General features: G+C 66.7%; 17 protein-coding genes. 8 read left to right on the top strand and 9 right to left on the bottom strand.

Going from position 1 to position 20,630, the window contains the following annotated elements; all coding sequences use genetic code 11:
* Positions 1 to 81 precede the first annotated feature (81 nt).
* The 7 genes from ruvX to CHB69_RS00305 all read left to right on the top strand — a co-directional run bounded on the left by ruvX (position 82) and on the right by CHB69_RS00305 (position 7,661).
* Positions 82 to 540: a Holliday junction resolvase RuvX gene (gene ruvX / locus CHB69_RS00335; protein WP_089214010.1), complete on the top strand. Its 459-nt coding sequence runs from the start codon at positions 82 to 84 to the stop codon at positions 538 to 540.
* Between the two features lie 175 nt (positions 541 to 715).
* Complete coding sequence (locus tag CHB69_RS00330) at positions 716 to 1,711, top strand: aspartate carbamoyltransferase catalytic subunit (RefSeq protein WP_089214009.1); 996 nt, start codon at positions 716 to 718, stop codon at positions 1,709 to 1,711.
* Complete coding sequence (locus tag CHB69_RS00325; RefSeq protein WP_089214008.1) at positions 1,702 to 2,919, top strand: dihydroorotase; 1,218 nt, start codon at positions 1,702 to 1,704, stop codon at positions 2,917 to 2,919. Before CHB69_RS00330 ends, CHB69_RS00325 begins: the two co-directional genes overlap by 10 nt.
* 100 nt (positions 2,920 to 3,019) lie before the next feature.
* Entirely contained in the window at positions 3,020 to 4,210 is a 1,191-nt protein-coding gene (locus CHB69_RS00320) for a GGDEF domain-containing protein (RefSeq protein ID WP_089214007.1), read from the top strand.
* A gap of 113 nt (positions 4,211 to 4,323) precedes the next feature.
* The gene (locus CHB69_RS00315; RefSeq protein WP_089214006.1) at positions 4,324 to 6,420 is read left to right on the top strand and encodes a malate synthase G; all 2,097 of its coding nucleotides are present in this window, start codon (positions 4,324 to 4,326) and stop codon (positions 6,418 to 6,420) included.
* 190 nt (positions 6,421 to 6,610) lie between these two features.
* Positions 6,611 to 6,859, top strand: a complete 249-nt coding sequence (locus CHB69_RS00310) for a hypothetical protein (RefSeq protein ID WP_089214005.1) — start codon at positions 6,611 to 6,613, stop codon at positions 6,857 to 6,859.
* A gap of 49 nt (positions 6,860 to 6,908) precedes the next feature.
* Entirely contained in the window at positions 6,909 to 7,661 is a 753-nt protein-coding gene (locus CHB69_RS00305; protein WP_089214004.1) for an alpha/beta fold hydrolase, read from the top strand.
* Here CHB69_RS00305 and CHB69_RS00300 read toward each other — a convergent pair.
* The 3 genes from CHB69_RS00300 to CHB69_RS00290 all read right to left on the bottom strand — a co-directional run bounded on the left by CHB69_RS00300 (position 7,615) and on the right by CHB69_RS00290 (position 11,813).
* Positions 7,615 to 8,649: an alpha/beta fold hydrolase gene (locus CHB69_RS00300; protein WP_089214003.1), complete on the bottom strand. Its 1,035-nt coding sequence runs from the start codon at positions 8,647 to 8,649 to the stop codon at positions 7,615 to 7,617. The two genes, CHB69_RS00305 and CHB69_RS00300, sit on opposite strands and share 47 nt — an antisense overlap.
* A 62-nt stretch (positions 8,650 to 8,711) precedes the next feature.
* Positions 8,712 to 10,340: an MFS transporter gene (locus CHB69_RS00295; protein WP_089214002.1), complete on the bottom strand. Its 1,629-nt coding sequence runs from the start codon at positions 10,338 to 10,340 to the stop codon at positions 8,712 to 8,714.
* 102 nt (positions 10,341 to 10,442) lie between these two features.
* The gene (locus CHB69_RS00290) at positions 10,443 to 11,813 is read right to left on the bottom strand and encodes a DEAD/DEAH box helicase (RefSeq protein WP_089214001.1); all 1,371 of its coding nucleotides are present in this window, start codon (positions 11,811 to 11,813) and stop codon (positions 10,443 to 10,445) included.
* Positions 11,814 to 12,383: 570 nt separating this feature from the next.
* On the opposite strand from CHB69_RS00290, the gene CHB69_RS00285 reads away from it, so the two are divergent.
* Positions 12,384 to 13,856: a glycerol kinase gene (locus CHB69_RS00285; protein WP_089214000.1), complete on the top strand. Its 1,473-nt coding sequence runs from the start codon at positions 12,384 to 12,386 to the stop codon at positions 13,854 to 13,856.
* Between the two features lie 134 nt (positions 13,857 to 13,990).
* Here CHB69_RS00285 and rpmE read toward each other — a convergent pair whose 3' ends face one another.
* From rpmE to CHB69_RS00255, 6 genes are all read right to left on the bottom strand, one after another.
* The gene (gene rpmE, locus CHB69_RS00280) at positions 13,991 to 14,218 is read right to left on the bottom strand and encodes a 50S ribosomal protein L31 (RefSeq protein WP_089213999.1); all 228 of its coding nucleotides are present in this window, start codon (positions 14,216 to 14,218) and stop codon (positions 13,991 to 13,993) included.
* Between the two features lie 199 nt (positions 14,219 to 14,417).
* Complete coding sequence (fabZ, locus tag CHB69_RS00275) at positions 14,418 to 14,897, bottom strand: 3-hydroxyacyl-ACP dehydratase FabZ (protein WP_089213998.1); 480 nt, start codon at positions 14,895 to 14,897, stop codon at positions 14,418 to 14,420.
* Between the two features lie 4 nt (positions 14,898 to 14,901).
* Positions 14,902 to 15,591 (bottom strand): OmpH family outer membrane protein, encoded by a 690-nt coding sequence (locus CHB69_RS00270; RefSeq protein ID WP_089213997.1) that lies wholly within the window; start codon positions 15,589 to 15,591, stop codon positions 14,902 to 14,904.
* On the bottom strand, positions 15,591 to 18,269 hold the full coding sequence (gene bamA, locus CHB69_RS00265) for an outer membrane protein assembly factor BamA (protein ID WP_089213996.1): 2,679 nt from the start codon (positions 18,267 to 18,269) through the stop codon (positions 15,591 to 15,593). The genes CHB69_RS00270 and bamA overlap by 1 nt, the downstream gene beginning before the upstream one ends.
* Positions 18,270 to 18,340: 71 nt before the next feature.
* Positions 18,341 to 19,474 carry an RIP metalloprotease RseP gene (rseP, locus tag CHB69_RS00260; RefSeq protein WP_089213995.1) on the bottom strand — a complete coding sequence of 378 codons (1,134 nt, stop codon included), beginning with the start codon at positions 19,472 to 19,474 and terminating at the stop codon, positions 18,341 to 18,343.
* The gene (locus tag CHB69_RS00255) at positions 19,467 to 20,630 is read right to left on the bottom strand and encodes a 1-deoxy-D-xylulose-5-phosphate reductoisomerase (RefSeq protein ID WP_425442377.1); all 1,164 of its coding nucleotides are present in this window, start codon (positions 20,628 to 20,630) and stop codon (positions 19,467 to 19,469) included. Before CHB69_RS00255 ends, rseP begins: the two co-directional genes overlap by 8 nt.

Genomic DNA, 20,630 nt, shown 5'->3' with positions numbered 1-20,630 from the left:
GCGCCCGTAAACCGCTCTGGATTGCTTCCCCCGGCTTTCGCCGGGGTCGCAATGACGTTCTTTTGCGATTAGAGGCGAGGAATGATCACCACCGCCGCTCCCGACTTCGCCGCTGCGCTGCCGAACGGCGGGCGCCTCGCCGGGCTCGACGTCGGCACCAGGACGATCGGGGTGGCGCTGTGCGATGCCGGATGGAGCTTCGCGACCCCCGACAAGACGATCCTCCGCAAGAAGTTCGCCGCCGACCTCGAAGCGCTGAAAGCGCTCGTCGCCGCGCAGTCGGTTGCCGGGCTCGTCGTCGGCCTGCCGCTCAACATGGACGGCAGCGACAGCCCGCGCACGCAGTCGGTCCGCGCCTTCGCGCGCAACCTCGCTCCGCTCGCCCTCCCCGTGCTGCTCTGGGACGAACGCTGGTCGACCGCCGCGGTCGAACGCGCGATGATCGCCGCCGACGTGAGCCGCGCGAAGAGGGCCGAACGCATCGACAGCGCCGCCGCGGCTTTCATCCTGCAGGGCGCGATCGACGCGATGGTGCGGTGATCCTCCCCGGAAGCGGGGAGGGGGACCGCCGAAGGCGGTGGAGGGGGCTGGCGGCCTCACACGACGTTGAAGGCCGATAACCCCCTCCGTCATCGCTTCGCGATGCCACCTCCCCGCAGGCGGGGAGGATCAAGACTTGCGAAAATCGCAACGCCCTCCTAAACGCTGCCCTTTAATGACAAGCGCAACGATCCGACCCGCCAGCGACTATCCGCCCGGCGGCGATGCCTTTCGCCATCGCCACCTGACCGGTATCGCCCAGCTCACGCCGTGGGAGATTTCCTACATTCTCGACGCCGCCGAACAGTGGGTCGAGCTCAACCGGGCGGGCGCCGCCAAACATGACGACGCGCTGCGCGGCCTGACGATCATCAACGCCTTTTTCGAAAATTCGACGCGCACTTTGCTGTCGTTCGAAATCGCGGGCAAGCGGCTCGGCGCCGATGTCGTCAACATGCACGCCGCGCAATCGAGCGTGAAGAAGGGCGAAACGCTGATCGACACGGCGATGACGCTCAACGCGATGCGCGCCGATGCCATCGTCATCCGCCATCAAAGCTCGGGCGCGGTACAGCTGATCGCCGACAAGGTCGACTGCCCGGTGCTCAACGCCGGCGACGGGCGCCACGAGCATCCGACGCAGGCGCTGCTCGACGCGCTGACCATCCGCCGCCGCCTGGGACGGGTCGAGGGACTGACCATCGCGATCTGCGGCGACGTGCTCCACAGCCGCGTCGCGCGCTCGAACATCCTCGCGCTTACCCTGCTCGGCAACGAGGTGCGCGTCGTCGCGCCGCCGACGCTGATCCCGCCCGCGATGGAGCGGATGCACGTCCGGGTCTTCACCGACATGGACGCGGGGCTCGACGGCGCCGACGTCGTGATGATGCTGCGCCTTCAGAACGAACGGATGGACGGCGCCTATCTCCCCAGCCCGCGCGAATATCATGCGCTCTATGGCCTGACGCCGCAGCGGCTGGCGAAGGCGAAGCCCGACGCGATCGTCATGCACCCCGGCCCGATGAACCGCGGGGTCGAGATCGACAGCAATGTCGCCGACGACCCCGCGCGCTCGACGATCACCGAGCAGGTCGAAATGGGCGTCGCGGTGCGCATGGCGTGCCTCGACATATTGACCCGCCGGACGCGGAAGGTGCCGGGATGGAACTGAAACCGCTCCTTGTCGAGAATGCCCGCCTGCTCGGCGGCGATACCGGCCGCCTGCTCGCGGTCGATGGCAGGATCGCCGCGCGCGATCCCGCCGACGTGCCGGCGGACGCCGAGCGCGTCGACGCGAAGGGCCAGTGGCTCGCGCCCGGCATCGTCGACCTCGGCGTGTTCGCGACCGACAAGCCCGCCTTTCACTTCGGCGGCATCACGCGCGCGGCGCTGATGCCCGACGGCGGCCACCCGCTCGATCATCCGGGCATGGTCGAGCGCGCGGCGAAGGGCGGCAAGCCCGACCTGTGGGTCCACCCGCTCGCCGCCGCGACCAAGGGCCTTGCGGGCAAGGAACTCGCCGAAATCGGGCTGATGAAGGCGTCGGGCGCGCGCGCGGTCGCGACCGGCCGCGCGCGGATCGCCGACGCGGGCGTGATGCGCCGCGTGCTCGTCTATGCCGCCTCGCTCGGCCTGACCGTCATCGCCCATGCCGAGGACGAGGGCTTGACCGCGGGCGCGGTCGCGACCGACGGCGAGATGGCGACGCGGCTCGGCCTTGCTTCGGCGCCGGCAATCGCCGAGGCGATGGCGGTCGCGCGCGACCTGATGCTGGTCAGGGAAACCGGCGCCCCGCTGCACTTTCGCCAGATCACCACCGCCGCCGCGCTCGACCTGATCCGCGAGGCCAAGGCGAAGGGCCTGCCCGTGACCTGCGGCATCACGCCCGCGCATCTCTTCCTCTCCGACACCGCGATCGGCGATTTCCGCACCTTTGCGCGCCTGTCGCCGCCGCTGCGCAGTGAGGAGGACCGCCACGCCTGCCTCGCCGCCATCGCCGACGGGACGATCGACGTCCTCGCCTCGGGCCACGACCCGCGCGGCCCCGAGGACAAGCGCCTGCCCTTCGCCGAAGCGCTGCCCGGCATGGCGGGCGCCGAAACCTTGCTCGCGATGGGGCTCCAGCTCGTGCGCGACGGGCACGTCACGCCCGCGCGGCTCTTCGACCTCCTCGCCGCGAACCCGGCGAAGCTGCTCGGCCTCGACGCCGGGACGCTCGCCGAGGGCATGGACGCCGACCTCATCCTGATCGACGAGGGCACGCCGTGGCAGGTCGATGCCAAGAAAATGGCCGCATGGGCGGGCAACACCCCGTTCGACGGCATGCCGGTACAGGGCCGCGCGACCGCGGTATGGAAGGGTGGACAGCGGATACGCTGATGCCGCGCGCGGCACGCAGCATCGCGATAAATAACCACGCATTAAGGAAAGTTTTGCTCGCTCGCTGCTAGAACCCGATGAGTCTATAGAGCGAGTTTCCATGACGGCAGCCTTCATCCTAGCGATCAACCTGTTCATCGCCGGCATTTTTGCCGTGGCGTTCGGCGTGGTCGCAGCGACGAATCGCACCGCGCGCGGCGCGGGTTGGCTGTCGCTCGGCTATGCGCTGGGTATCGTCGACGTGCTGCTCGAACTCGTGCTGCCCGATCAGGCCGACCCGACGCCGGTCGCGGTCGGCATTTTCCTCATTTTCCTGACCGGCCAGACTTTTTGCCTGATCGGGGTCGCGCGCCATTATCGCGTGGCGCCGCCGTGGATCGGGATCGCGGCGATCTCGACGCTCAGCGTCCTCGCGATACCGCTGATCTTCACGCTCGAATATGCCTCGCCGCTGCGCAGCCTCACCTATCAGCTTCCCTATTTCGCGATGCATTCGCTGATCGTCCTCACCATCTACCGCTCGGGGCGGCGTCAGGCGCTCGACGTGCTGCTGATGGCGCTCACCGCCCTCACCGCCTTGCTCTACCTCGTCCGCCCGCTGATCATCTGGACCATCGGGACGGCCAGCGCGCCGCAGGGCTATATGGGAACGACCTACGCCGCGATCTCGCAAAGCGTCGGCGCGGTGACGCTGATCGCGATGGCGCTTGTGCTGCTGCTTGTCATCATGCGCGACACCGCGACCGAAATGATCGCGCGGTCCGAAACCGACTCGCTGTCGGGGGCACTCAACCGCCGCGGCTTCGATGCCCATGCCGAACCGATGCTCGCCCGGGCGCTGCGCACCGATGCGCCGCTGGTGCTCGTGGCCGCCGACCTCGACCATTTCAAGGCGATCAACGACGGCTTCGGTCACGCCGCGGGCGATACGGTGATCGCACATTTTGCCTCGCTCCTGCGCGGCATGGCTTCCGGAGCGGCGATCGTCAGCCGGCTCGGCGGCGAGGAGTTCGCCGTTCTGCTGCCGAACGCGAACATCGCCGACGGGCGGCGCTACGCCGAATCGGTGCGGACCGAACTCGCGGCCGTCCCCTTGTCGGGACTGGGCATCGACCAAAGGGTCACGGCCTCGTTCGGCGTTGCGCAGGCTATGCCCGGCGACACGCTGTTCGACCTTTCGCGCCGCGCCGACGCCGCGCTCTATCGCGCCAAGGCGAGCGGACGCAATCAGGTGAGCGCCGCGCTCGCCGACCTCTCGCCGACCCCGACGCCGCAGCGCGGACTCGCCTGAGGCAAGCGGCATCGCCGGCGGGCATTGCCTTCGCCGGCCATTCGCGCCATAGGGCGGCGGCCCTTTCCTCCCCGGGTCCATTGCGCAATCCGCGCCGACCAAAGGGTGTTTGCATGACTGATTTCCTCGACCGCCACGGCCTGTCCGTCGATTCGCGCCTCGTCGCCTTCGTCGAGGAAAGGGCGCTTCCGGGCACCGGCGTCGATACCGATAAATTCTGGGCCGATTTCGCTGCACTGCTCGGCAGGTTCGCGCCCGAAAATGCGGCGCTGCTCGCCAAGCGCGAAGCGTTGCAGGCGAAAATCGACGGATGGCACGAAGGCCATGCGGGTCAGCCGCATGACGCAGCCGCCTATGAAGCCTTCCTGCGCGAAATAGGCTATCTGGTGCCCGAGCCGGCACCCTTTGCGGTCGGCACCGGCAATGTCGACGCGGAGATTGCGACGATGGCGGGGCCGCAGCTCGTCGTGCCGGCGCTCAATGCGCGCTTCGCGCTCAACGCCGCCAATGCGCGTTGGGGCAGCCTTTACGACGCCTTTTATGGCACCGACGCGCTCGACGCGCCGCCCGCGAAGCCCGGCGGTTATGACCCGGCGCGCGGCGCCGCGGTGATCGCGCGTGCCAAGGCTTTCCTCGACGAAGCGGTGCCGCTGGCGTCGGGCAGCTGGGCCGACTGGCAGGGCGGCGAACCCGTGCTCGCCGATCCGTCGCAATGGGTGGGCAGCAGGCCCGGCGGCATCCTGCTCCGCCACAACGGCCTGCATATCGAACTGATCGTCGATCCCGAGAGCCCGATCGGCAAGACCGATCCCGCCGGGATCGCCGACGTCCTCCTTGAAGCTGCGCTGACGACGATCATCGACCTAGAGGACAGCGTCGCCGCGGTCGATGGCGAGGACAAGGTGCTCGGCTACACCAACTGGCTCGGGCTGATGCGCGGCGACCTGGTCGAGAGCTTTGACAAGGGCGGCAGGACCGTCACCCGCCGCATGGAGGCCGACCGTGAATGGACCTCGCCGGACGGCGATCCCTTCACGCTGCACGGCCGCAGCGTGATGTTTGTGCGCAACGTCGGTCATCTGATGACGACGCCGATGATCCGGCTTACGGGCGGCAGCGAGGCGCCCGAGGGGCTGTGCGATGCCGTCATCACCAGCCTTTGCGCGCTCCACGACCTCAAGGGGCTCGGCGCGCTGACCAACAGCCGCGCGGGCAGCATCTATATCGTCAAACCCAAGCAGCACGGGCCCGAGGAGTGCGGCTTCACGAACCGGCTGTTCGACGCGGTCGAGGATATGCTGGGCCTCGCACGCCACACGATCAAGGTGGGGGTGATGGACGAGGAGCGCCGCACCAGCGCGAACCTTGCCGCGTGCATCGAAGCGGTGAAGGACCGCATCGTCTTCATCAACACCGGCTTCCTCGACCGCACCGGCGACGAGATCCACACCTCGATGCGCGCGGGGCCGATGATCCCCAAGGGCGAGATGAAGGCGTCCGACTGGATCGCCGCCTATGAGGATCGCAACGTCCGCATCGGCCTTGCCTGCGGCCTCAGCGGCAAGGCGCAGATCGGCAAGGGCATGTGGGCGATGCCCGACATGATGAAGGCGATGCTCGAAGCCAAGATCGGCCATCCGAAATCGGGCGCGAACACCGCCTGGGTGCCCTCGCCCACCGCCGCGACGCTCCACGCGCTGCACTATCATAGGGTCGATGTGTTCGCCCGGCAGCGGGAGATTGCCGGCGAGGCGGTGCCAGCGCTGTCGCGCCTCCTCACCATTCCGGTGGCCGAAGGACGCAACTGGAGCGAGGCGGAGGTGACGCGCGAACTCGACAATAATTGCCAGGGCATTTTGGGCTATGTCGTGCGCTGGATCGACCAGGGCGTCGGCTGCTCGAAGGTGCCCGACATCGACGATGTCGGTCTGATGGAGGACCGCGCGACGTTGCGCATTTCCAGCCAGGCGCTCGCCAACTGGCTCCTCCACGGCGTCTGCACCGGCGAACAGGTCGATGCGGCGCTCGCGCGCATGGCGAAAAAGGTCGATGCACAGAATGCCGGCGATCCGCTCTACGAGCCGCTGACGCCCGGCGGCATCGCCTGGCAGGCGGCGCGCGCGCTGATCTTCGAAGGGGTGACGCAGCCATCGGGCTATACCGAGCCGCTGCTGCACAAATATCGGCAGGCGAAGAAGGCGGCGGGTTAGCGCGCAACGGTGGGCCGACGCCGGTAACGCGGCCTTCGCCAAGGCGGCGGCGACGTCCCACCGCGTCGCCGGCTCGCCATGACGCGCGCGCCCTTTCCCTTCTGTCGGATTAACTTACAGTTTACCATCGCTGCCGCGCACCGAATCGCGGTTTCGCGCCACTGGCACACCTCTTGCTGATCGGTGAGTGATGCTGAAAAAAATCGGACGCCTCTTCGTCATCAAGACGCGCTTCGAAGCCTGCCTGATCATCTACGCGCTCGGCGTCGGCGCGATGGCGCGCGGAACCGCCTATCTGCACGAATATCCCGGCATCGGCGGTAAATTGCTGCTCGTCGCGTGCAGCGGCTCGGTGTTCCTCGCCGGCGCCAAGATCTTTGATTGCCTGCGCCACGAACGCGCGGCCGAGGCCGACAAAGCGTCCCGTTCCGCAACATAGGCCCGCACGCTCTTTCGCGCCGCACTGCTTTGTGCCAAGGCTGGAGGCCATGGGCAGGATCGGCGGCAACCCCGACATCAGCATGGAACATGTGTACGGCCTGACGCTGCGCGTCGCGCGCTGGCGGGCCGGAGCGGCGGGGACGCCGCTGTTGTTCCTCAACGGCATCGGCGCCGACATCGCGGCCGCGGCGCCGCTGCTCGCGCAGATCCAAGGGCGCGAGGTGTGGACGCTCGACATGCCGGGGGTCGGCGGCTCGCCCGACGCGCTGATGCCCTATGGCGCGGCGACGATGGCGGCGACGGTGATGGAGATCGCCGACCGCTTCGGCCAGGCTACGCTCGACCTCGCCGGCTTCAGTTGGGGCGGCGCGCTCGCACAGCAGATCGCGGTACAATTCCCGGGGCGCATCGGGCACCTCGTGCTGATGGCGACGACCCCTTCGGTCAATGCGCCGGGGATCGGCTGGGCAGCGCTGCTCGACGACGACATGCTCGCGAGCGGGCTCAAGCTGCCGACCGCAACGCCGCTCGGCCTGGCCTATCAGGCGGCGGCGATGGCGGGCTGGACCAGCGCGGCGATGCTGCCGTCGCTGAAGAATGTGCCGACTTTGATCCTGATGGGCGAGCGCGACGGCGTCGTCCCCGCCTGCCACGGCCAGTCGATCGCCGACCTGATCGACGGCGCATATCTCGAAACCATGCCCGGATCGCACCTCTTCCCCTTCACCCATGCGGCGAAGGTCGCGGCGCGGATTACGGCGTTTCTGGATCAGCCGGCGATGCGCCAAGCCGCCGCTTGAGGAAGCCGGCGATCGCCGCGGCGGTCGCATCGGGTGCTTCCTCCATCGGCAGATGCCCGACCCCGTCCAGCAGCACGACCTCCGATCCCGTAATCCGCTCGTGAAAGGTCTGCGCGGCGCTGGGGTTGATCAGCCGGTCCTCTTTGCCGAACAGGATCAGCGTCGGCGCCTTGATCTCGCCGATCCGGTCGGCCATCGCGGGTTCGCGGTCCTGCGTTGCGCGCAGCGAGGTCGCCTCGCGGTTGCCCGGAAAGCGCAGCAACTCCCAATAGCGGTCGATCATCGCGTCATCGACGATCGCCTGATTGGCGACCGAACCGCGCAGCGATTCCTCGATCAGCCCGCGCGGCGTGATCTGGCTCGCGAGCCAGCGCCCGAACGGATATTCGAGCAGGCGGAAGCCGACGTTCGACGGCGGCGGCTTTTCGCCCTTGCGCAGCGGCATCCCCGCGGCGTCGATCAGCAGCAGCGCATCGACCGGGTGCGCGCCGGCGAGCGCATAGCGCCACGCGACCCAGCCGCCCATCGAATTGCCGCCGAGGATGAAATGATCGAGCCCGAGCTTCGCCGCGACGACGTCGACCGCCGCGATCATCCCGCTCGCGCCATAATCCTTGTCGGGGGTGCCGCCGGTCAGGCCGTGGCCGGGCAGGTCGAGCGTGACGATGCGATAGTCGCCGCCGAGCCGCCGAACGAGCGGCTCCCACGTCTGAAGGCTGCTGTTCGAGCCGTGGAGCAGAATCATCACCGGCGCATCGCGCCGGCCCTGGTCGCGATAGTGGATATTCTGCCCCGCCGGCCCGGCGGCGAACTGTGCGTTCGGGCCGCCATATTTGGCGATCATCGCGTCGCGATCGGTATCGGGGGTGCGCAGCGCCAGGAAGGCGACGAGGATCGCGAGCAGTGCAGCGAGCGGCATAAGCACGCGCTTGCGCCGGAAGAGCGGCCGGCGCGGCGGCGGTGCCTCGAAATCATCCTCGTCGATCATCTGGCCCTCCCCGACCGTCCTCCAGCAAATCTAGCGGGCAAGGCCGCGCGGTCAATGCGCGGTCAGTGGTGAATCGCGCGGCGAAAGGTTTCGGGCAGGAACAGCAGGCCGACCACCAGCGTCAGCAGGGCGACCGCGACCGGATACCAGAGGCCGTAATAGATATTCCCGGTCGCCGCGACCATCGCGAAGGCCGTCGTCGGCAGGAAACCTCCGAACCAGCCATTGCCGATATGATAGGGCAGCGACATCGCCGAATAGCGGATGCGGCTGGGGAAAAGCTCGACAAGCAGCGCCGCGATGGGGCCGTAAACCATGGTGACCAGCAGCACGAGCCAGAAGAGGATCGCGACGACGCGCGGCTTGTCGATCGCGGCGGGGTCGGCCTTTGCCGGATAGCCGGCGGCGGCCAGCGACCTGGAAAGGGCGGCATCGAAACTCGCCTTGCCGGCAACGGGAACCACGCGTTCGCCGACCCGGACGACCGCTCGGTCATCGTAGGTCCCATCCGCATTGGCATAGGGAATCCCGGCTTTGGCCAGCGCGGACTTGGCAATATCGCAGCCGGTCCGGTCGAATGCGGTGCGACCGATGGGATCGAACTGGAACGAACAACTGTCCGCATCGGCGAACACGACGACCGGCGCGCGGGCCTGGGCCGCGGCCAAGGCGGGATTGGCCGCCGCCGTCAGCATGTGAAACGCCGGGAAATAGGTGAGCGCGGCGAGTGCGCAGCCGGCGAGGATGATCGGCTTGCGCCCGATCCGGTCGCTGAGCCAGCCGAAGAAAATGAAGAAGGGCGTGCCGAGCGCGAGAGCGAGGGCGATCAGGATGTTCGCGGTCGCGCCATCGACCTTCAGCGTCTTTTCGAGAAAGAACAGCGCATAAAATTGTCCGGTGTACCAGACCACCGCCTGCCCCGCGACGGCGCCGAGCAGCGCGACGAGCACCCATTTGAGGTTCGCCCATCGCGCGAACGCCTCGGTCAGCGGCGCCTTGGAGGTCTTTCCCTCGGCCTTCATCTGCCGGAAGACCGGGCTCTCCTCGAGCTGGAGGCGAATCCACAGCGATACGCCGAGCAGGATCACCGAGATCAGGAAGGGAATGCGCCAGCCCCAATCCGCGAACGCCGCTTCACCGACGAGGAAGCGCGTCGCGATGACGACGAGCAGCGCGGCGAACAGGCCGAGCGTCGCGGTGGTCTGGATGAAGCTGGTGAACAGCCCGCGCTTTCCCTCGGGCGCATGTTCGGCGACATAGGTTGCGGCGCCGCCATATTCACCGCCGAGCGCGAGGCCCTGAACGAGGCGGAGCGCAACGAGCAGGACCGGTGCAGCGACCCCGATCGACGCATAGCTCGGCAGGACGCCGACGAGGAAGGTCGACAGGCCCATGAGACCCATCGTCACAAGAAACGTATATTTGCGCCCGACAATGTCGCCGACCCGGCCGAATACCAGCGCGCCGAACGGCCGTACCGCAAAGCCCGCCGCAAAGGCGGCAAGCGCGAAAATGAAGCCCGTCGTCTCGTTGACGCCCGAAAAGAACTGCGCCGAGATGATCGTCGCCAGCAGGCCGTAGAGGTAGAAATCATACCATTCGAATATGGTCCCGAGCGACGAGGCCAGGATGACCTTGCGTTCGCTCTGGGTTCGCTCGAGAGGTAGCGCTACCACTGCACCATCCGTCATCCGCCCTGCTCTCCCCCCATATACATTCTTCGATTGCGCACAAAATAGGCCCCTCCTCTGGAGAGGAGGGGCCGGAGGAACCTAGCGGCCAGGCGGCGGACGTCAACCGACGCGTGTCACGGCGCCCTTGTGCGCGCCGACGCCGCCGCGACGCGGGCGGAAGCGGCGCTTGCGCTGCGGCTGGGCGCCATCGCCCGCACCCTCGCGGCGCGGCTGGCCGCCGTCGCGATGGCCGCCCGCCTTGCCGCGCTGCGCTTCCTCGCGCTGGCGCTGGGGGTTGCGACCCTTGCCGCCCGTGTTGCGCGGCGGATTGACCGGCTTGGGAAGGTTGCGGACCATCTCGCCGAAACCGTCGGGCAGCTTGACCGGTTCGGCCTTCGTCCGCGTCACGCGCTCGATGTCGCGCAGATAGGGGCGCTCGTCGGGCGCGACGAAGCTGATCGCGATGCCCTCCGCCCCGGCGCGCGCGGTGCGGCCGATGCGGTGGACATATTGTTCGGGGACGTTCGGGATCTCGAAGTTGATCACATGGCTGACCCCCGACACGTCGATGCCGCGCGCGGCGATGTCGGTCGCGACGAGCAGCCTGACCTGCCCCGAGCGGAAGGCCTGGAGCGCGGTGGTGCGCTGCGCCTGGCTCTTGTTGCCGTGGATCGCGAAGGCGTCGATACCCGCGCCCTTCAGGTGGCGCACGACGCGGTCGGCGCCATGCTTGGTGCGCGTGAAGATCAGCGCCCGGTCGATGTCCTCGATCTTCAGCACATGATGGAGCAGCGCCTGCTTCTCCTTCTGCTCGACGAAGGTCACCTGCTGGCGGATCTTTTCGGCGGTCGTCGCCTGCGGCGCGACCGAGACGGTGACTGGATCGTGCAGGAACTGCTGCGCGAGCGCCGCGATTTCCTTGGGCATCGTCGCCGAAAAGAAGAGATTCTGCCGCTCTTTGGGGAGCAGCTTCGCGACGCGGCGCAGCGAGTGGATGAAGCCCATGTCCATCATCTGGTCGGCCTCGTCGAGCACGAAGATCTCGACGTCGTCGAGGCGCAGCGCGCGCTGATCGACGAGGTCGAGCAGGCGGCCGGGGGTGGCGACGAGGATGTCGACGCCCTGCCCCAGTTCGCGGATCTGCTTGTTGATCGGGACGCCACCGAAGACGGTCATCACGCTGAACTTCGCGAAACGGCCATAGTCGCGGCAGCTCTGCGCGATCTGCGCGGCAAGTTCGCGCGTCGGCGAGAGCACCAGCATCCGGCAGCCGCGCGGGCTGCGCGGTTTCGGGTTGTTGAGCAGATAGTCGAGCGAGGGCAGCGAGAAGGCAGCGGTCTTGCCCGTCCCGGTCTGCGCGATGCCGCACAGGTCGCGGCCCTCGAGCAGCACCGGGATCGCCTGTTGCTGGATCGGGGTCGGCTGGCTGTAGCGCTTGGCCGTCAGCGCACGCTCGATGTCGGCGTGGAGGCCGAAGTCTTTGAATTCCATTATAATTTACTCACATATGGGCCGTGAACGCGCCGAAAGACGGCCGCGCACGGCGGGCGGGTTCGAAACGACCCGCGTGAAAGGGTGCCTCTGAGGACAAAGCGCATGTCCGGCTCGTCCCGCGCCTGGTTCGGGCGGGAAAATCACGCTGCCGGTGGTTGCGGCGGACCAGTCCGCCATGCTGCGCTGGCGGGCATATGGCGAATGTTACGCGAATTTGCAAGAAGATTGCTTTTGTCGATCGAACTTCGGGATCGGGTAGAGGGAGAGGATTCGCGCAGAGATCGCAAAGGCGGAAGAAGAGGATTCACGCGGAGACGCGGAGACGCGGAGAAGTAGTAAGGTGCCGCGAAGCGGCCGTTATCATTCTTCGGCGCGCCATGAGGCCCCGTCGATTGGAGAAGGGCCTTTCGGCCCAAATCATCATCTCCGCGCCTCCGCGTCTCCGCGTGAACAAAGTCTTTGCGATCTCTGCGGCCTCTGCGCGAAATAGTATCGTCTCGCGTTCCGGCGGCCTTGTTCGAACGGCCCGGCTTTGGCAGGCTGATGGCAACGGACAGGGGATGCGCATTGGCCGAAAAGATCATCGTCATCGACGCGGGAACGACCTCGACCCGCACGATGCTGTTCGCGGCCGACGGCACCCCGCTCGGCAGCGCGCAGCGCGAGTTCCGGCAATATTACCCCGGCCCGGGGCTCGTCGAGCATGATGCCGCCGAAATCTGGACCGCGACGCTCGCCTGCACGCGCGCGATGATCGAAAAGGCGGGCGGCGCCGACCGGATCGCCGCGATCGGGATCACCAACCAGCGTGAGACGGTGGTGTTCTGGGATCGCGCGACCGGCGAGCCGCTCGCCCCCGCGATCGTCTGGCAGGACCGGCGCACCGCGGCCGATTGCGCGGCGCTGAAAGAGGCGGGACATGAAGCGGCGGTGCGCGCGAAAAGCGGATTGCTGCTCGATCCCTATTTTTCGGGGACCAAGATCGGCTGGGCGCTCGAAAACTGGCCGCAACTGCGCGAAGCGGGCGATCGGCTCGCGATCGGCACGGTCGAATCCTGGCTGGTCTTTCGCCTGACCGGGGGCGTGCATGTGAGCGACGCGACCAACGCCGCGCGCACCCTGCTGATGGACATCGGACGCGGGGGCTGGGACGCGGGGCTGTGCGATCTGTTCGGTGCGCCGATCGGACTGCTTCCCGAAATCGCCGGCTGCACCGCGACCGTGGGCGCCACCGCCCCCGACCTGTTCGGCGGCGCGATTCCGATTTCGGGCATGGCGGGCGACCAGCAGGCGGCGACGATCGGTCAGGCGTGCCTGTCGCCGGGCCAGACCAAGGCGACCTTCGGCACCGGCGCCTTCATCCTGTCGGCGAGCGGAACGCGGCGGCCGGCATCGGACAACCGGCTGTTGTCGACGATATTGGTGCAGGAGGGCGACACGCGCCTCTATGCGCTCGAAGGATCGGTGTTCGTCGCCGGCAGCCTGATCAAATGGCTGCGCGACGGGCTGGGCCTCTTGTCGAGCGCGGGCGAGAGCGAGGGGCTGGCGCGGTCGATCCCCGACAATGGCGGGGTCTATCTGGTCCCGGCGCTTGCCGGGCTCGGCGCGCCGCACTGGCGGCCCGATGCGCTCGCAGCGCTATCGGGCCTCAGCTTCGCGAGCGGCAAGGCGCATGTCGCGCGCGCCGCGCTCGAGGCGCAGGCCTATCAGGCGCACGACCTTAAAGCGGCCTTCGCCGCCGACGGGGTCGATTGGGCCGAACTGAGGATCGACGGCGGCATGGCCGCGAACGACTGGATGGCGCAGGATCTGGCGGACATGCTGGACCTGACCGTCGAGCGCCCCGATTTCGTCGAAAGCACAGCCTTGGGCGCGGCGATGCTCGCCGCGACCGGCGCGGGGCTCTATCCGGATCTCGCGAGTGCCGCGGCCGCGATGCGCGGCCGCACGACGCGCTTCACCCCCGCGCTCGATGCCGCCAAACGCGAAGCGCGCCTTGCCGGCTGGCAAAGCGCGCTTGCGAAGGTTTTGGCTTCTTAAGCCCCTCCTCTTCAGAGGAGGGGTTTGGGGTGGTGCTGTGGCTGGGCGCAAATCCCGGCCACCACCCCGCTGCGACTAGCGAACAAGTTCGCAAGTCTCGCTGCCCCTCCTCTGAAGAGGAGGGGCTAAATAGATCAGCGCTTGAGGGTGAGGCCGCCGAAGCGCTTGTTGAACTTCGCAACCTGGCCGCCCTGGTCGAGCATACGGCCCTGGCCGCCGGTCCAGGCCGGGTGCGCGGTCGGGTCGATTTCGAGGGTCATCGTGTCGCCCTCGCTGCCCCAGGTCGAGCGCGTCTGATATTCGGTGCCATCGGTCATCTTGACCGTGATCATGTGATAGTCGGGGTGAATGTCTTTTTTCATCTCATAAGCTCCTGTGCCGCTGGTTTCCGACCAGCAGCGTGAGTCTGCATCCGGGGACGCGAAGTGGCGGCCTTTAGGCAGGAACGGAGGAAAATGCAACACCATCCCGTTTCCCCGAGCGAAGACGAGGCCGCACCGTTGCTGGTTCTCGCTCCGCTCGAACGGGCCCCTCGTCTTCGCTCGGGGAGACGGAATGGAATCAATCGCTCGGCGGGTCGGCGATCATCGCGGTGAACTGGCACTCGGTCGCAAGCTGGCCGTCCAGCAGCGCGCGTCCTTCGAACTTGCAGATGTTCCGCTTCGCCTGAAGGATGGTGACGTGGAGGTCGAGCAGATGGCCGGGTTCGACGGGCTTTCGGAACTTCACGCCGTCGATGCCCATGAAATAGACGAGCTTGCCAGTACCGGCGAGGCCGAGCGATTCGATCGCCAGCACGCCGCCGGCCTGCGCCAGCGCCTCGACGATTAGGACGCCGGGCATGATCGGCCGGCCGGGAAAATGCCCCTGGAAGAAGGGCTCGTTCATCGTCACCGCCTTGACCGCGTGGATCGACTGGTCCTTGACCATCGAGACCACCCGGTCGACGAGCAGCATCGGATAACGATGCGGCAACAGGCTGAGAATCCGGCGGATGTCCGCCGGCCCAAGCGTTTCGCCCTGCCCTTCCCCAGCGGTCATCGGCTCAGCGCGTCGTCGGCTGGTTGCCGGCGGCCGGGGCCGGGGTCGCCGCCGCGCCCTGCTGCGAGCGCGCCGCGTCGATCAGCTGCTGGTTGCGCTGCTGAACGAGCTGGCCGGGCTTGTAGCCCGCCGGCACCGCGGTCGAGACCGACGGCAGGATGCGGTTGAGTTCGGTGACGACCGCATCGGTGATGTCGGCGTTGTTTTCCCGCGCGAGGACGGCGTCGGGCTGAAGCAGCAGATCGACCTTCTTGGCCGTCATCGCGGCCTTGATCGCCTCGTTCATGCGCACGCTGATCTGGTCCTCGACATAAGAGAGCGCGAGTTCGACGGGCGCGCCGATGCGGTTCAGTTCTTCCGAAGCCGACTGGCGCTTGTCCTGCACCGCCTTGGCAGCGGCCTGGAGGGCGGCCTGATTCTGCGGCGTCTTTTTCGCCTCTTCATTATATTTGGCGACGAGCACGTTCAGTTCCGCCTGCAGCGTCTGGCCGCGCGATTCCTGTTGGTCGATCTGCGCCTTGTATGTCGTCTGGATCTGCTGCGACGCGGTCTTGAACGCGTTCGACTGGGCGGCGGCGGCACGCACATCGGCGACGGCGACCGAGCGCGCCTGCGCGGCGGCCGGGGCGGCGAGCATCGGCGAAATCGACAGGCTGGCGATCGCCAGCGCCGAGGCAGTGAAAATTTTCTTCATCAGAATTGGGTTCCTACGTTGAATGAGAAGCGTTTGGTATCATCGCCCTCTTCTTTGCGAAGGGCGTAAGCGAAGTCGATCCGGAAGGGACCGAAGGGGGAGTTCCAGTTGACGCCGGCGCCGATCGAAACACGCGGCTTCCAGCTGTCGCCGTAAAAGCGTTCCTCGAACGGAGCGAGCGCCGAATAACCGGTGGGACACTGGTTGTAGAGGCCGGTGGGGTTGCCGTTCGAATCGGTTCCCTGCGTCGCGAACTGGCTCGTTTCTTCCGCCGAGTTGCGGCAGAGATATTTGGTCAGGCCATCCGACGGGTCCGTGAAATTGGCCAGGGTCGTCAGCTCTGGCTTGACCACGCTGAACACCGAGCCGACGTCGACGAAGATCGACGGACGCAGGCCCATTTCCTTGGCACCGGCGCCGAGCGGGATGTCGAGTTCGAGGCGCCCCTTGTAATAAGCCTTGCCGCCGAGCGCGTCGTCGATCAGCTGTCCGCGGTCGGTGGTCAGATCGAGCACCGGATTGGCCGGATCGGTGAGGTCGACGCCGGTGTAGCGGATGACGCGCGGGCCGACGCCGCGAATGTCGAAGCCGCGCAGGTCGGGTTCGCCGAGCTGGAAGCGGTCGGTCAGCCGCACCGCGTCGGTGAAGGGATCGGGCTGATCTTCGAGCGGATAGATGTAGCCGCCCTCGAGATAGGCGTTGAGAATGAAGCGGCCGCCGAGGCTGCGATGCTTGCTGGCCGTGGCGCGCGTGCGGAGATATTTGACGTCGCCGCCGAGGCCCGCGAAATCCTGACTGAGGGTGAAGGACTGGCCGCGCGTCGGCCGGATGCGGTTGTCGCGATCGTCATAGGCGAGGGTGAAGCCGATCAGCGAGGTCGTCCGCTTGCCGATTGCATCGCACAGATAGCGCCCGGCGATCAGGGGATCGCACTCGTCGCCGAAATAATAGACGCTCTTGTCGAGCGTCACATCGTCGAAGTTGAGACTGTAGCGCCCGAACGCCGACATGAACTCGGTCAGCGGAACGCCGACGTTCATCTGGAAGCCGGTCGTCGTCTGCTCGAACGTCGTCTGGCGGTCGTTGTTGATGAAGTTGAACGAATTGAGATCGCGGCGATAGACGCTGCCGCCGATCGAAATGTTGCGATCGAACAGATAGGGTTCGGTGAAGCCCAGTTCGATCGACTTCGAATAGCTCGAATAGTTGACCGACGCCTGCAGCTGCTGGCCCATGCCGCGGAAGTTGCGCTGACGCACCGACGCCTGGACGAGGAAGCTTTCGATCGACGAGAAGCCCGCCGACAGCGACAGTTCGCCGGTCGGTTTCTCCTCGACATTGGTGTCGAGGATGATGCGGTCGGGGGTGCTGCCTTCCTTGCGCTCGATTTCCAGATTCTCCTGGAAATAGCCGAGGCTGTTGATGCGGTTTTCGGTGCGCTTCAAGGCGAAGCTGTTGAACGCGTCGCCTTCGTTCAGGCGGAATTCGCGGCGGATGACCTTGTCTTGCGTCAGCGTGTTGCCGTTGACGTCGATCCGCTCGACATAGGTGCGCGGGCTTTCGCCGACATTGAAGGTGATGTCCATCGTCCGGTCTTCGGGATTGCGACGGAATTCGGGGTTGATGTCGGCAAAGGCATAGCCGAAGAGGCCTGCGGTTTCGCTGAGGCTTTCGACCGTATCCTCGACCTGCTTGGCGTCGTACCAGTCGCCGGTCTTCATCGGCAGCAGCTTCTGCATCTGCTCGGGCTTGAAGTCGCGCAGGCTGCTCTCGATCTTCACATCGCCGAATTTGTAGCGCTCGCCCTCTTCGACGACATAGGTGATGATGAAATCCTGCTTGTTGCTCGTCAGCTCGGCGACCGCCGAAATGACGCGGAAATCGGCATAACCGTTCTGCAGGTAAAAGAGGCGCAGCTTCTGCTGGTCATAGGCGAGGCGGTCGGGGTCGTAGGTCGTGTTCGACGACAGGAAAGAGAGCAGGCCGCCGGTCGTGCGCGTCGCCATCTCGTCCTTCAGATCGCCGTCGCTGAATTTCTCGTTGCCGATGATGTTGATCTGGCGGACCTTCGACTTCGGCCCTTCGGTGATCTCGAACACCACATCGACGCGGTTCTGGTCGAGCTGGACCATTTTCGGATCGACGGTCGCGGCGAAACGGCCCTGCCGCTTGTAAAGCTCGATGATGCGCGCGACGTCTGCGCGCACCTTCGACCGGGTGAAGATCTGGCGCGGTGCGAGCTTGATCTCGGGCCGGATCTTGTCTTCCTTGAGCCGCTTGTTGCCCTCCAGGATCACGCGGTTGATGACCGGATTCTCGACGACCTGGATCGTCAGCGCCCCGGCATCGTCGGTGATCTGGTAATCCTTGAAAAGCTCGGTCGAAGCGAGATCCTTGAGCGCCTGGTCGAGCGTCGCGCGATCATATTCCTGACCGACGCGCAGGCGCAGATAAGAGAGGATCGTCTGGGTTTCGAGGCGCTGGTTGCCGGTCACGGCGATCGACTTGATCGTCGATGCGGTCGGCACGGCCTCGGGCGTCGGCACCGGCACGGTCGGCACCGTCTGCGGCGGCGCGGCCTCCTGCGCAAAAACCGGCCCGGTCAGCATCGTTCCCGCCAACAGGAGCGCCGACAGCTGCATCCGCGCCGTAAATTTGTGTGAAACCACGCTGTTCATCCCGCCAATAATATCGTCCCAGCGCCCGGACCCCCGTAAAGTCCGAGCGCGCTCTCCCTGCCCGACTCCGGCTATCCAATCAAGCGGGCGATCCCGTCCCACAAACCGAATGAGCCCAAATCGTTGAAAGTCACGACCAGCATGAGCGTCACGATCGCGGCAAAACCGAATCGGAACGCCCATTCCTGTGCCTGCGGCGGGGCCGGGCGCCGCCTGATCGCCTCATAGGCGTAAAAAAGCAAATGACCGCCATCGAGCATCGGCAATGGCAACAGGTTGATGAACCCCAGATTGATGGAGACGAAGGCGATAAAGGAGATCAGCGCCACGGGGCCGAGCGTCGCCACTTCACCCGATTGCTTCGCGATCCGAAGCGGGCCGCCCATATCCTTGACCGAACGCTGGCCGGTAACGAACTGGCCGAGCACTTCGCCCGTGAGCCGCACCATGTCCCACGTCTGCCTGGCCCCGGCCTCGACCGACGCGATCGGTCCCGCCGGGGTGAGCGTCGGGGCGCCGGGCATGATGCCGATGATCGCCCGCTCGGACGTGTTGCCGAACCGATCGGTTTCGGACACGATCCGCGGCCGCAGCGAAATCGTCCGCTGCTCGCCGCCGCGCTCGACCGAAAGGTCGATCGGCCTGCCGAGGTCGAAGGCGACCGCGATGCGGATGTCGTCGAAGGTCTCCATCGCCCGGCCGTCGATCGCCGCGATGCGGTCGCCCTCGCGCAGCCCCGCCTCGGCCGCGGCGCTTTGCGGTTGCACGCCGGCGATCACCGGCGGGGTGGTCGGCACGCCGTAAGCGAGGTTGAAGGCGGCGAAGATCAGAATCGCGAACAGGAAATTGGTGAACGGCCCGGCGGCGACGATCAGGGCGCGTTTCCACACCGGTTGCGCCGGAAAGCTGTGCGACCGTTCGGCGTCGGGAAGCGACTGCCAATCGGCGTCGGGCTGGCTCACCGCATCGCGGTCGCCCGCGAACTGGACATAGCCGCCGAGCGGCAGCCAGCCGATCTTCCATTCGGTGCCGCGCTTGTCGGTCCAGCCGACGAGCTTGCGCCCGAAACCGATCGAGAAGGCGTCGGCTTTCACCCCGCACCAGCGCCCGACGATATAATGGCCATATTCGTGGACGAAGACGAGCGGTCCCAGCACGAGGATGAAGGCGAGGATGGTGAAAGGGATACCGGGCGTCTCAAGCATGTACGAGTTGGTCCACAAATATCTGCGCGGCCGCGCGCGATGCGGCATCGACGCTGAATATGTCCTGAAGCGAAGCCGGCACCGCCGGCGCCTCGGCGTCGATCACGCGCCGCACCGTATCGACGATCGCGGGAAAGGCAATGCGTCCCGACAGAAAGGCGGCGACCGCCACCTCGTTCGCGGCGTTGAGTTGCGCCGGGCGGGCGCCGCCCTCGGCGATCGCGGCGCGGCAGAGCGCGGTCGCGGGAAAGCGCGCTTCGTCGGGCGCTTCGAAATCGAGGCGGCCGATGCTCGCCAGATCGAGCGGGGCGCATGGCGTCGCCATCCGTTGCGGCCAGGCGAGCGCGCTCGCGATCGGGATGCGCATGTCGGGCGAGCCGAGCTGCGCGAGGGTCGAGCAATCGACGAATTCGACCATCGAGTGGATCACCGACTGCGGATGGACGAGGATTTCGATGCGGTCGAGCCCGACGGGGAACAGATGATGCGCCTCGATCAGCTCGAGCCCCTTGTTCATCATCGTCGCCGAATCGACGCTGATCTTCGCGCCCATCGACCAGTTCGGGTGCGCGACCGCCTGTGCAGGGGTGACCGCCGCCATCGCTTCGGCCGCCATGGTGCGGAACGGGCCGCCGCTCGCGGTCAGCACAATGCGCCGCACCTCGTCGATGCGACCGCCGGCAAGGCACTGGAAAATCGCATTATGTTCGGAATCGACGGGCAGGATCGTCGCGCCCGATGCGCGCGCCGCGGCCGTCATCAGCTCGCCCGCCGACACCAGCGCTTCCTTGTTGGCGAGCGCGACGTCGTGCCCGGCCGCCAGCGCCGCCATCGTCGGCGCGAGTCCCGCGGTGCCGACGATCGCCGCCATCACGAGGTCGGTCGGGCGCTGCGCCGCCTCGACGAGCGCTTCGGCGCCCGCCGCCGCTTCGATTCCCGTTCCCGCGAGCGCGTCGCGAAGCGCGCCATAGCGCGCGGGATCGGCGATCACCGCGATGCCGGGGCGGAATTCGCGCGCGAGCTTCGCCAGTTCGGCGACGTCGCTGTTCGCGGTGAGCACGGTGACGCGCCACGCCTCGCCGTCGCAGCGGACGAGATCGAGCGTCGAGCGCCCGACCGAGCCCGTGGCGCCGAACAGCGACAGGCGCCGCACCAT

Origin of the sequence: Sphingopyxis indica (genome assembly GCF_900188185.1) — a bacterium.
GTDB lineage: Bacteria > Pseudomonadota > Alphaproteobacteria > Sphingomonadales > Sphingomonadaceae > Sphingopyxis > Sphingopyxis indica.
Note: the sequence above shows the minus strand (reverse complement) of the source record. Positions and strands in the feature narration are given on the sequence as shown.

Coding starts and splice junctions, on each gene's coding strand:
- ruvX (WP_089214010.1), top strand. CDS start 82: ATGATCACCACCGCCGCTCCCGACTTCGCCGCTGCGCTGCCGAACGGC.
- rpmE (WP_089213999.1), bottom strand. CDS start 14,218: ATGAAAAAAGACATTCACCCCGACTATCACATGATCACGGTCAAGATG.
- CHB69_RS00295 (WP_089214002.1), bottom strand. CDS start 10,340: ATGACGGATGGTGCAGTGGTAGCGCTACCTCTCGAGCGAACCCAGAGC.
- CHB69_RS00315 (WP_089214006.1), top strand. CDS start 4,324: ATGACTGATTTCCTCGACCGCCACGGCCTGTCCGTCGATTCGCGCCTC.
- CHB69_RS00305 (WP_089214004.1), top strand. CDS start 6,909: ATGGGCAGGATCGGCGGCAACCCCGACATCAGCATGGAACATGTGTAC.
- bamA (WP_089213996.1), bottom strand. CDS start 18,269: ATGAACAGCGTGGTTTCACACAAATTTACGGCGCGGATGCAGCTGTCG.
- CHB69_RS00270 (WP_089213997.1), bottom strand. CDS start 15,591: ATGAAGAAAATTTTCACTGCCTCGGCGCTGGCGATCGCCAGCCTGTCG.
- CHB69_RS00330 (WP_089214009.1), top strand. CDS start 716: ATGACAAGCGCAACGATCCGACCCGCCAGCGACTATCCGCCCGGCGGC.
- CHB69_RS00300 (WP_089214003.1), bottom strand. CDS start 8,649: ATGATCGACGAGGATGATTTCGAGGCACCGCCGCCGCGCCGGCCGCTC.
- CHB69_RS00290 (WP_089214001.1), bottom strand. CDS start 11,813: ATGGAATTCAAAGACTTCGGCCTCCACGCCGACATCGAGCGTGCGCTG.
- CHB69_RS00310 (WP_089214005.1), top strand. CDS start 6,611: ATGCTGAAAAAAATCGGACGCCTCTTCGTCATCAAGACGCGCTTCGAA.
- CHB69_RS00325 (WP_089214008.1), top strand. CDS start 1,702: ATGGAACTGAAACCGCTCCTTGTCGAGAATGCCCGCCTGCTCGGCGGC.
- fabZ (WP_089213998.1), bottom strand. CDS start 14,897: ATGACCGCTGGGGAAGGGCAGGGCGAAACGCTTGGGCCGGCGGACATC.
- CHB69_RS00320 (WP_089214007.1), top strand. CDS start 3,020: ATGACGGCAGCCTTCATCCTAGCGATCAACCTGTTCATCGCCGGCATT.
- rseP (WP_089213995.1), bottom strand. CDS start 19,474: ATGCTTGAGACGCCCGGTATCCCTTTCACCATCCTCGCCTTCATCCTC.
- CHB69_RS00255 (WP_425442377.1), bottom strand. CDS start 20,630: ATGGTGCGGCGCCTGTCGCTGTTCGGCGCCACGGGCTCGGTCGGGCGC.